Annotated in this window: 11 protein-coding genes; 10 read left to right on the top strand and 1 reads right to left on the bottom strand. The window is 39.3% G+C overall.

Annotated elements, in window-relative coordinates:
• A partial coding sequence (locus ACFTQ7_RS01655) for a hypothetical protein (protein WP_386826951.1) occupies positions 1–310 on the bottom strand: 310 nt, incomplete at its 3' end.
• A gap of 104 nt (positions 311–414) precedes the next feature.
• Between ACFTQ7_RS01655 and fadH the strand changes: the two genes are divergently transcribed.
• From fadH to ACFTQ7_RS01605, 10 genes are all read left to right on the top strand, one after another.
• On the top strand, positions 415–1,182 hold the full coding sequence (fadH, locus tag ACFTQ7_RS01650; RefSeq protein ID WP_386826950.1) for a 2,4-dienoyl-CoA reductase: 768 nt from the start codon (positions 415–417) through the stop codon (positions 1,180–1,182).
• Positions 1,183–1,250: 68 nt separating this feature from the next.
• A complete protein-coding gene (locus ACFTQ7_RS01645) occupies positions 1,251–1,490 on the top strand; it encodes a short-chain dehydrogenase (RefSeq protein ID WP_386826949.1) in 240 nt (79 codons plus the stop codon).
• Between the two features lie 250 nt (positions 1,491–1,740).
• Positions 1,741–2,181: a cyclic-di-AMP-binding protein CbpB gene (gene cbpB / locus ACFTQ7_RS01640; RefSeq protein WP_079559656.1), complete on the top strand. Its 441-nt coding sequence runs from the start codon at positions 1,741–1,743 to the stop codon at positions 2,179–2,181.
• 68 nt (positions 2,182–2,249) lie between these two features.
• Positions 2,250–3,143 carry a transcriptional regulator CcpC gene (locus ACFTQ7_RS01635; protein ID WP_349659102.1) on the top strand — a complete coding sequence of 298 codons (894 nt, stop codon included), beginning with the start codon at positions 2,250–2,252 and terminating at the stop codon, positions 3,141–3,143.
• Positions 3,144–3,604: 461 nt separating this feature from the next.
• A complete protein-coding gene (locus tag ACFTQ7_RS01630; RefSeq protein WP_386826948.1) occupies positions 3,605–6,001 on the top strand; it encodes a hypothetical protein in 2,397 nt (798 codons plus the stop codon).
• Positions 6,001–6,936 (top strand): ABC transporter ATP-binding protein, encoded by a 936-nt coding sequence (locus ACFTQ7_RS01625; RefSeq protein ID WP_386826947.1) that lies wholly within the window; start codon positions 6,001–6,003, stop codon positions 6,934–6,936. The genes ACFTQ7_RS01630 and ACFTQ7_RS01625 overlap by 1 nt, the downstream gene beginning before the upstream one ends.
• A complete protein-coding gene (locus ACFTQ7_RS01620; RefSeq protein WP_386826946.1) occupies positions 6,933–7,781 on the top strand; it encodes an ABC transporter permease in 849 nt (282 codons plus the stop codon). Before ACFTQ7_RS01625 ends, ACFTQ7_RS01620 begins: the two co-directional genes overlap by 4 nt.
• Before the next feature lie 12 nt (positions 7,782–7,793).
• A complete protein-coding gene (locus tag ACFTQ7_RS01615; protein WP_386826945.1) occupies positions 7,794–9,215 on the top strand; it encodes a hypothetical protein in 1,422 nt (473 codons plus the stop codon).
• A gap of 11 nt (positions 9,216–9,226) precedes the next feature.
• On the top strand, positions 9,227–10,222 hold the full coding sequence (locus ACFTQ7_RS01610) for an AAA family ATPase (protein WP_386826944.1): 996 nt from the start codon (positions 9,227–9,229) through the stop codon (positions 10,220–10,222).
• Positions 10,219–11,094, top strand: a complete 876-nt coding sequence (locus ACFTQ7_RS01605) for a DUF58 domain-containing protein (protein WP_386826943.1) — start codon at positions 10,219–10,221, stop codon at positions 11,092–11,094. Before ACFTQ7_RS01610 ends, ACFTQ7_RS01605 begins: the two co-directional genes overlap by 4 nt.
• Positions 11,095–11,103 lie beyond the last annotated feature (9 nt).

Genomic DNA, 11,103 nt, shown 5'->3' with positions numbered 1-11,103 from the left:
GGAGTGAATACCCGCGCGAGGCGGTGAAATACCCGCGGAAGAGAAGCGAATACCCGCGCGTAGTGGTGAAATACCCGTAGAAGAGAAGTGAATACCCGCGCGAGGCGGTGAAATACCCGCGGAAGAGAAGCGAATACCCGCGCGTAGTGGTGAAATACCCGTAGAAGAGAAGTGAATACCCGCGCGAGGCGGTGAAATACCCGCGGAAGAGAAGCGAAGCCCGCGCGCAGAAGTGAAATACCCGCGCGCAACAATAAAATACCTGCGAATACCTCGCGATATAAGAATTCCAGCTAGAAGAACCTTTCAATTTTGCATCCTCTCTATAGATTTGTAGAATTAATATGACATATGCGAGAGAATATAGTAATATTTAAGTGAATCATCATTCATTTTTACGAAGGGGGAAATTGTATGTTGCGGGGGAAAACAATTATTATTACGGGTGGATCAAGTGGAATGGGGCTTTATATGGCGAAGCAATTCGTTGCTGAAGGGGCAAATGTTGTCATTACAGGTCGTAATGAGGAGCGGCTGGCAGAGGCGAAAGCTTTTATTTTAGAGGCGGGAAAAACGATTGAAACATTTCCAATGGATGTTCGCGTGCCTGAGCATGCGGAGGCGATGCTAGCATTTGCTGTTGAAAAGTTTGGACAAGTTGATGGGCTTGTGAATAATGCAGCTGGTAATTTTATTGTGCGTGCAGAGGATTTATCTCCTAATGGTTGGAAGGCTGTTGTTGATATCGTTTTAAATGGGACATTCTTTTGTTCTTCTACGGTCGGTAAGTACTGGATCCAACATAATATTAAAGGATCTATTCTTAATATGGTTGCAACTTACGCATGGAATGCAGGTGCTGGTGTTATTCATTCGGCAGCAGCGAAAGCAGGTGTATTGTCATTGACTCGAACGTTAGCTGTTGAATGGGGAAAACAATATGGCATTCGAGTAAATGCAATTGCTCCAGGTCCTATTGAGCGTACAGGTGGTGCAGATAAGCTTTGGGAGTCAGAGGCTGCAGCGGCTCGTACATTGGACTCTGTTCCGTTAGGTCGTACAGGTACGCCTGAAGAAATTGCTGATTTAGCAACATTTATGATGTCTGATAAAGCAAGATATATGAATGGGGAATGTGTGACACTTGATGGTGGGCAATGGCTCAATCAGTATCCATTCTAAAATAAATATTTTTGCATAATGGAGAGCTGGGTTGACGCATACTAAGGGCAAAGAAAGGAGTTTTGCCAATGGGTATGTGGTTAATACCGGCTCTTATTGCCATTACGATTATTTCTGCTATTTCGCTTGTGTCAACGCTGAAGATTGCCAAAATGACGTCTCAGCGGAAATCGGAAAAAGATACGCCGATTTCAGAAACCGTTGAAGATTATTCGACGATGCTCAACCCGATTGTCTGGGTATATATCATTTTTTTACTCTTTTTAGGGATAATGATTTTTTATTATTGGAGTAAGTACGGTTATTAAAAAGATTTTTGTCTTCATTCAGTTCATATTTTTAAATATAACTGAATGAAGATATTTCCATTTCTATCAGGTGAAACCTTCTTTATATATGCATTTTCGATACTTAGTTTTGTTTCAAATTGCTAAAATAATTCGTTGCTAATAAAAAACTCTTCTCAGCCTTGTCGTGGTCATATAAGGAAAAGTTATGATATGATAAAAGGGAAGCATCCTGTTCTGCAAAGCGGGGACAGAAAAGGAGAAGAAGTTCATGATTTCAACTAACAGCAAAGACTTATTAGCAATGCCAATTAGTGATTTTATTATTTCATCTGAAAAGGTTGCGCATGTACAAAGTGGAAATAGTGCGGAACATGCACTCCTAGTACTGACACGTACAGGGTATTCTTCGATACCTGTTTTAGATTTGAAATATCGACTTCAAGGTTTACTAAGTATGAAAATGATTACTGAATCTATTCTTGGACTAGAACATATTGAATATGAAAAGCTACCCGATATTAAAGTGGATACGATAATGGATAAAGATATCGCTGTATTGAAATTGACGGATACTTTTCAGCGGGCTCTAGACTTAGTAATTAACCACGCCTTTTTATGTGTTGTGGACGAAGATGGAACATTTGCAGGGATTTTAACGAGACGAGTTATTCTAAAGCAATTGAAAAAATATATTTATCAAAAAGAGTAGTAGTTTAAGAGGGGACTCAGATGAAAATCATGAGGCCCTCTTTGCTTGTAACGGAGGTTTACTGATTGATGGCAACGGAGGCTGAAATTTTAAAAGTACTAGCAGAGGAACGTAATATGCGTAAAGCAGCAGAACGTTTATTTTTATCGCAACCAGCACTTTCTCAAAGGCTTCAAACTATTGAAAAAGACTGGGGCACGCAATTATTTATTCGTTCGCAAAAAGGACTTACGGCGACACCTGCTGGAGAGCTTATTATTGCCTATGCAACAGAAATGCTCAGCAAAAAAGAAGAGATTTATGAAACAATCCAGTCATTAACGACGAAAGTAAACGGGACATTGAAAATTGCCTGTGCCTCGATAGTCGGACAAAACTGGCTTCCGATAATATTAAAGGATTTTGTATCGAAATATCCTGATGCAAAAATTTCTCTTATGACCGGCTGGAGCTCTGAAATTGTAAAAGCACTTTATGAGGGTGAGGCTCATGTAGGGATTGTGCGTGGGCAGGTTGATTGGAAAGGGGAAAAGATTCACCTTTTCCGTGACACCCTTTATTTAGTGGATAAAGAGTTAAAAACGATAGAAGATGTGCTGACGACAGATCGACCTTTTATTCAATTTAAAAGTGATTCCAATTACTATCAGGAAATTCAACAATGGTGGCGTCAGCATTTCGCTTCAAATCCAAGAAAACAAATTTTAGTTGATCAAATTGAAATTTGTAAGCAAATGGCATTGAATGGTATCGGTTACGCTATCTTACCTTCAATAACGTTAAATGACAATGATGGTATTAATAAAATAGCATTAACTAATAATGAAAAAGAATTTGGTATAACGCGTGATACATGGTTAATTGGCTATGAATCTTCATTTGAGTTACGACAAGTAGAGGCATTTGTAGAGGTAGTGCAAGACCATGCGCGATGTTTGTTTGATTATACGAAATTAAAATAGTAGCAAGGCGGTCTCAAGTGATTCACTTGAGACCGCCTTTTTTATACAATTCTTAATCTCACCATCATGGGGTTGATTTCCGTTCCGACTGGGCGCTTTGCCGCTGACGCTTCGCTTTCGCGCAGAGCAGAGCTTCCTGGGGGCGTCCGATGAGCCGCTTCGCTTCGCTGCAGGGTCTCGGGCCAACAGGATGTTGGTCACGAAGGCGTTATCACAGGATGTGATGCTCTTAGCCTTCGTTCCCCTAGCTGATCCCCAAGGAGTCGCCCAGTCTCCACTCCAATCAACTTATATCAATTTCGCCTTGGCATAGTTTAACAAATGTCATCCCTAACTTTCGTAATTAACTAATTCTTAAGAGTTTATGAATATTGATGAAGATGTCATAAGAAATGGAACAAAGTGTAATTAAAAACGTATAATTATGTAGCCAACAATTTACATAAAAAGGGGTTGAGTTTTTGAAGAAAACAAATATAGCGGTACTCATACTACTATTCATGTTTGTTATTAGTCTTATTCTTCCTGTGGAGCAGGCAAGTGCTACTGCAACTGCTACGTTAGAGGTACAGGCTAAAGTAGGGATTGCGGGTAAGGCTAAATACCAATCAGTTGTGCCGCTTCAAGTAACAGTAAAAAATATTGGTGCAGATTTTTCTGGAGATATGGTCATCAATGCTTCGGGCAACTATCAAGCTGCAACAGCAAAAGTACTTCCGATAGATATAGCGGCAGGAGAAGAAAAAACATTTGATATTTATCTAGATGGTATTGATAACTATAATTACTCGAATTCAGATGTGTTTGCATTTTTTGAAGGGGGCATAGAAAAGGGAAAAAAGGTTGCTTATAAAGGAACAAAGCAGCTACAAAGTAATCTTTTAGATCCTTCAGCCGTTTTTATTTATACATTAACGGATAATAGTGATCGTTTATCAGCATTTTTGCGCCTTTCTCAATTAGCTCCTCAAAATAATGTTGAAGTGTTCAATTTAAAGCAAATGAAGGATTACACATTACCAGAGGATACAGAAGGGTTTGCAATGGCGAATGTTATCGTCATCGATGAAATTGCTAGTGCTGATTTATCCCAAAAGCAACAAGAGTCTTTACTAAAATGGGTACAGAATGGTGGAACATTATTAATAGGGGCTGGTGATCAAGTAAATGCAACAGCAGCTATTTTTAAGGATTATTTACCACTAACTTTATCACAAAAAATGACATCCGTTTCTGCAGAGAGCCTATCGAAATTATCAGGCGGAGGGGCTTTTACACAGTCTATTTCAATTTATGAAGCCACTGGAAATCAAGGAAGTATTCCTGTTTTAGCAGAAAACAATAAGATTTTAGCGTCTAAGAAAAAAGTGGGCAGTGGAGAAATTATTCAAACGACGTTTTCTTTAGGGGACCAACCACTTGCGTCTATGGATGGTTACCCATCATTAGTGGCGAAATTGATAAATATTCAAAAGATGTCACAACAAATGGTTCATGGACAGTCGTCGCTGGAGCAAATTTCAAATGAACTGAGTAATATAAATGAATTATTCCCTTCGTTTGAAGTATCTGTTAGCTATATGCTCATTGTTATCATTTTATATATTTTAATTATCGGACCTATTTTATATTTCATTTTAAAGAAAATAGACAAACGTGAGCATGCATGGTGGATCATTCCCGCGATATCCATTGTGTTATCTATTGCTTTATTTATTTTTGGTGCAAAAGATCGAATTGGGCAACCGCAAATTCAACAATCTGCATTTTATAAAGTAAATGAAGATAGTAGTTTAAATGGTTATTACGTAGAGTCCATTTTAACAAATCGTAGTGGTGATTTTGTTGTGAATACAGATAAGAATACAAGTGCGTTCGCGCTGCGAAATTCTAATAATTTTGCAGGGACAATAGAGGATTTACATGAAATATCCTATATTAAGGAAAATGCCAATGGTTCAACGCTGACACTACGTGATTTAAGCTATTGGTCTATTCAGTCGTTTGCAGGTAAAACAGCGGCACAAAATATTGGCAAAATGGATATCGATATTACGTTAAAAAATGAAAAGCTGACTGGGACTATTAAGAATAATTTCCCGTTTGCCTTAAAGGACGTTACGTTAATCTCCGGCATTAAAGAAATTAAACTTGGCGACATTGCAGCGAACGGTACTCTTAAAGTCGATAAGGAGCTAAAAGCAACAGTTCTTCAAAAACCATCTGATTTTACAAATTACAATTACAGTAATTATCCAACGAAGAAGGAAGAAGTGAATCCTGCACGTATTGAGTCAATGAAAACTATGGCATTACCACTTGTAGAAAAAGAGAAAAAGCCTGTCATTACAGCATGGGCCGATCAAGCTATAGCTGGGGTTGAATTGGAAACAGGTGCCGATATGTCTCCGCTTACTTATTTGGTTCAGCCATTTGATGGCAAAATAGAGCTATCGGGACCATTTACGATGAAGCGTAATAACTTTACGTACTCAGTAAACCCACTATCTCCTAATTCGAGTTATGACAAAATTGATGAGCAGTTAAATAGTTGGTATTTGTCTAATGGTTCGTATGAAGTATCCATCGCGATGCCAGATCATTTTATGAATTCAGTTCAAACATTAAACGAATTAACGATTTCGAATAAGGATAGTAATCGTATGCAGCTATCGATTTGGAATAACGAGACGAAAACTTATGAGCCGTTGGTAGATACGAAACAGGTGTATACAGATAACATAAAAAAATACTTCAATAATAATGATGAATTGTTGATTGAGGTTAAGTTCGGACCGGATCAAACGGGTGAGCAAACGAAATTACCAGATGTAGAGCTGAAGGGAGTGGCGAAATAATGATTGAAATTCGTGATTTGACGAAAAGATATGGCTCCTTTACGGCACTAGATCATTTGAATCTATCTTTGAAGGAAGGGGTTGTCTTTGGTTTTGTAGGTGCCAATGGGGCAGGTAAATCGACTACATTTTCGATTTTAGCAACGTTGCTGTCTCCAACTTCAGGTGATGCCGTTATTGACGGAAAGAGCGTTATTAAGGAACCAAAGGAAGTACGAAAACTAATTGGTTATATGCCAGATTTCTTTGGCGTCTATGATCAACTAAAAGTAGACGAATACTTAGACTTTTACGGTGCCAGCTACGGCATTGGAGCGACGGAACGAAAAGTACTTATTCCACAGCTGCTAGAGCTGGTAAATTTAACAAATAAACGGTATGACTATGTGGATTTACTATCACGGGGGATGAAGCAGCGTCTATGTTTAGCACGTGCTCTTATCCACGATCCTAAAGTATTAATTTTAGATGAACCTGCATCAGGTTTGGATCCACGTGCACGAGTAGAAATGCGTGATATTTTACGGAATTTAAAATCTATGGGAAAGACGATTTTAATCTCCTCACATATTTTGCCTGAGCTTGCAGAAATGTGTGATGAAATTGGTGTGATCGATAATGGTAAGCTTATCGCGCATGGCAATGTAGCCTCCATTCAAGCGCAGCTACAGGGGGAGAAGCGTATCGTAGTTAAAGTAACAGACTGTTTAAACGAGGTACGTACTTTTTTGGAGGAGGATCCACTTATCTCTTCTATAGATGTAATAGAGAATCGCTTAGAGATAGCCTTTAACTACCGTGGAACAGATGCTGATCAGGTAGCACTATTGAAAAAAGCTATACTTGCGAATTTACCTATTTATGCGTTAAGTGAAGAGGAAAAAGATTTAGAGGATGTCTTTATGGCTATTACGAAGGGAGCGGACAATCAATGATGGAACGATTTTATAATCCGGTATTCGTAAAAGAATTGAAGTTGCGCTTCCGTTCTTTTAAAAGCTTTTCAGGTTTAATGTTTTATTTAGCGGTTCTTTGTATTTTTATCGCAGGATTTTTGCTTATAACAACTGGTTTTACAGGCAAAGGTTTCTTCAAACCAGAAACAAGCTTTATGATGTTTGTAGTTTTAACAATATTACAAATGGCTCTTGTTCTTTTCATTACACCAAGTTTAACGGCTGGTGCCATTAGTAGCGAAAGGGAAAAGCAAACATTAAATATTTTACTAACAACGACACAAAGCTCTACTCAAATTATCGTTGGAAAATTATTATCCTCGGTAGCATTTTTAGTATTAATGCTAATCGCAGGATTACCATTATATAGTTTAGTATTTTTATTTGGTGGCGTATCGCCGTCTCAATTAATCTCGATATTTTTATTTTATTTATTAACAGTCGTAGCAATTGGTAGTATTGGTGTTATGTTTTCAACGATTACAAAGCGAACAATTGTTGCAATGATTTCTACGTATGGTTCGATCATCTTTTTAGGTGGCATTACAGCGTTTTTCTTCTTTTTAACAGTGGCCTTCCATCAAATGGGGAATAATGCCGTAGGTACGACGACTTCTTATATGGCTTATTTTTGGGCTTCTATTAACCCAGGTGCATTAATGCTTACACTTACTTCGTCGTCTATGGGCGATGCATTAGCACAAGTTTCGGGAGTAGAATTACCTGTATGGATTAGTTATTTAATAGCCTATTCATTGATTATTGTATTTTGTTTAACCATTGCGATTAAAAAATTACGTGCCAATATGAAAAGCAACCGATAAGGAGGAAATCTTATGGAGCATCGTAAGCAATTAAGAAAATATATTCAACGTGCTAAAACGAGTTTAACGGTGGAAAGAAGCATTCCAATTGCACAGTACGGCTTGTTCTTGGCATTGCTTTCGAGTGCTTCCCTCTTCCTCGTTTCAAGACTCTTTGTGTGGCCGTATTATCGCCAAACAGCTCTTACTACCTTCATCGTTGTCATACTAGCAACTGTGCTATTTATGTGGTGGAAGCGTGTAAAGGAAAAGGCAGCATTGCATACACTGGATGATTATTTTTCTCACAATGAGCTAGTGACAGCCTTATCGTTCGAGGATAATCAGGACCCACTCGTTCAATCTTTACTAAAGAAAGCAGTAAAAAATGTTGAAAAGGCGTTTGCAGACTTTAAGGCTCGAAAGAAAAACTTGTTCCATCCAAAAGCGTTGATTGGGTTGTTTGGAACCGCTGTCGTACTAGCAATTCTTTATATGTTCCCAGCAGCTACACAAATTGAAGCAATTGAAGTGGAAAAAGAAAAAGCTGTCATTGAGGATGTTAAGAAGGAAGTTGCTAAATTAGAGAAAACAGCAGAAACAAAAGAAGTGAAAGAGCAATTAAAAGAATTGCAAAATACGTTAAAAGAGGCAGAGACAGCTGAAGAAGCATTACGTGAAGTCGTGAAAAAGCAAAAGGAGCTTGCTTTAAAGGAACAACAATTAAAAGATAAGCAAACGGCTAGTAAGGATGGCGCTTCTGACGAGCAAGGTTTATCGAAGGAAGAAGTGGAGGAATTGAAAGAGCTTGCCCAAATGCAGCAGGAGCTGACGCAAAATGCCAATGCTACTCAGACAGCTATGAGCAAGCTTGGGAAACCTGCAAGTAATTCCTTACAAAATGCTATTGCGAGTGCCAATAGTGCCAATAACAATCAGCAAAACAATGCTAATTCAAATCAAAATCAACAGTCTTCAGCGAATTCCCAGCCAAGTAATCAGCAAGGTCAAACAGGGCAACAGGGGAATTCACAAAACGGTTCTCAACAGGCTAGTGGTCAAGGTCAGGGACAAGGATCGAGTCAAAGCAATCAACAAGGAAATGGGCAAGGACAAGGAAATGGGCAAGGACAAGGACAGGGCAAAGGCAGTGGTTCTGGTCCAGCAGGTGGTAGCGGTGTAGGCACAGGACAGGGTGGCCGCGATTTATTAACGACACCGAAACGAATTGGTGGCTCTAGTCAGACTTCGGTTGATAGTGGGGCATTAGGTGAAGGATCACATGTTTCAGAGCAACAAGGAAATGGTCCCATTACTAAAGGTTCTATCCGTCCATATGAGGAAGTTATAGGTTCCTATAAAGATAGCTATTTAGAAAGCTCAGAGCGTTTACAATTACCGAAGGATTTACAAAAAGTCGTGCAATCTTATTTCACGTCAATTGAGTCTCAGTAGGAGGAAAAGAAATGGCATTTACAGAGCAACAATATGTTGAAATGAGTAAGCAATTACTACAAGTAAAGGAAGAAATTCATCGCTTTATCGTCGGGCAAGAGGAAGCAATTGATTATACATTATACGCAGTGCTTGCTGATGGGCATGCATTATTAGAGGGCCTACCGGGTTTAGGGAAAACGATGTTAATCCGTACAATTTCTGAAGTGTTAGATTTATCATTTTCGCGAATTCAATTTACACCTGACTTAATGCCAGCGGATATTACAGGAACAAGTATGATTGAACGCACATCTGATGGCAAGCAGCAGTTTACGTTCCAACAAGGTCCGATTTTTAGCCAAATGGTATTAGCGGATGAGATTAACCGAGCAACACCAAAAACACAAAGTGCATTGCTTGAAGCAATGGGAGAAAAAACGGTAACAATTTTAGGAGATACGAAGAAAATGGCACGACCATTCTTCGTGTTAGCAACACAAAACCCAATTGAGATGGAGGGAACGTACCCTTTACCAGAGGCACAAATGGACCGTTTCCTATGTAAAATTCTTGTGCCGTATCCTGAGAAAAGTGAGCTAATGGAAATTATGAAGCGTACAACAGGCGCTACGGAAATTGGTTTACAAAAGATCATGGATACAGAAGCACTTATTGAAGCGCAGCAAATGGTCAAGGAAGTACTCGTTGCCGATGAAATGCTCGAATTTGCGACGGACCTTGTTGTGGCCACACATCCTGAGAGAGTAGATGCCATTGATGAGGTTAAGCAATATGCGATGTATGGTAGCGGCCCTCGAGGTTTACAAAGTTTAATCAAATTAGCGAAGGCAAGGGCGCTTATGAATGGACGTTTCCACGTTTCTGTAGCAGATATTAAATCTGTGGCGAAGCCAGTGTTACGCCATCGTATGCTGTTGAATTATGAAGGGGAGGCTTCAGGCAAAACAGCAGACGATGTGATTGATGTCATTTTAGAAAAAGTACAGCAGGGTGTTAATAGGTGACAAAAAAAATATTATTGCCCGAGGATTGGCTAGCGAAAATCAGTCGCTTCCAAGTAGCGACGGCCTCCAAATTACGTGGGCAACACAAGGGCTCGCACCGTTCGCAACGCTTCGGGGCATCACTCGATTTTTCCGATTTTCGTGAATATCATTTAGGAGATGATGTGCGTCAGGTTGATTGGAATGTCTTTGCGAGAACGGATAAATACTTTATTAAACGTTTTTTAGATGAACAAGAGATGCGCGTTCACATTTTACTAGATACAACTAAATCTATGGGCGAACAAGAAAAATGGACGTTTGCCCGACAAATTGTCGCCTCACTTGGTCTAATGGTGCTCGGTCGCGATGATCGCTTATCATTTTCTTTTGTACAGGATGAGGTGAAGCCACCATTTCGTCGTAAAGGTGCCATGTATCGTCGTGCTTTTTTACAGGTAGTCACAGACATAGAGCAAGCAACTTATACAAATAGCTTCGCACAGGGAGCTTTAAAAGCATTGCCTAAGGATAGTACAGTACTATTTATTGTGACGGACGGACTGGAGCCAATCGAGGAATGGGAGCAGCTTTTAAAAAGGCTACCACGTTTTGCGGGGGATGTGCGCATTTTGCAAATAGTTACGCAAGAAGAACTATCACCAGAATATACAGGTGATGTGCGCTTACTCGATCGTGAAACAGGCAGAGATGTAAATGTTACGATGTCTTCTAAAGTTCTAGACACATATTTGGCAAGACGTTTATTACATGAAGAGGAATTTGAGGCAATTTGTCGGCGTTTTGGTGTTCGACAATTACAGCTTAAAGTAGAAGATGGATTACAACATGCAATCTTTCAACAATTATTAAAAGCACATTGGATTAGGTGAGGTGAGCCG

Source organism: Lysinibacillus sp. NPDC056959 (genome assembly GCF_042674095.1).
In the GTDB taxonomy this organism is placed as follows: domain Bacteria; phylum Bacillota; class Bacilli; order Bacillales_A; family Planococcaceae; genus Lysinibacillus; species Lysinibacillus zambalensis.
This window is presented reverse-complemented; position numbering and strand designations above follow the sequence as displayed.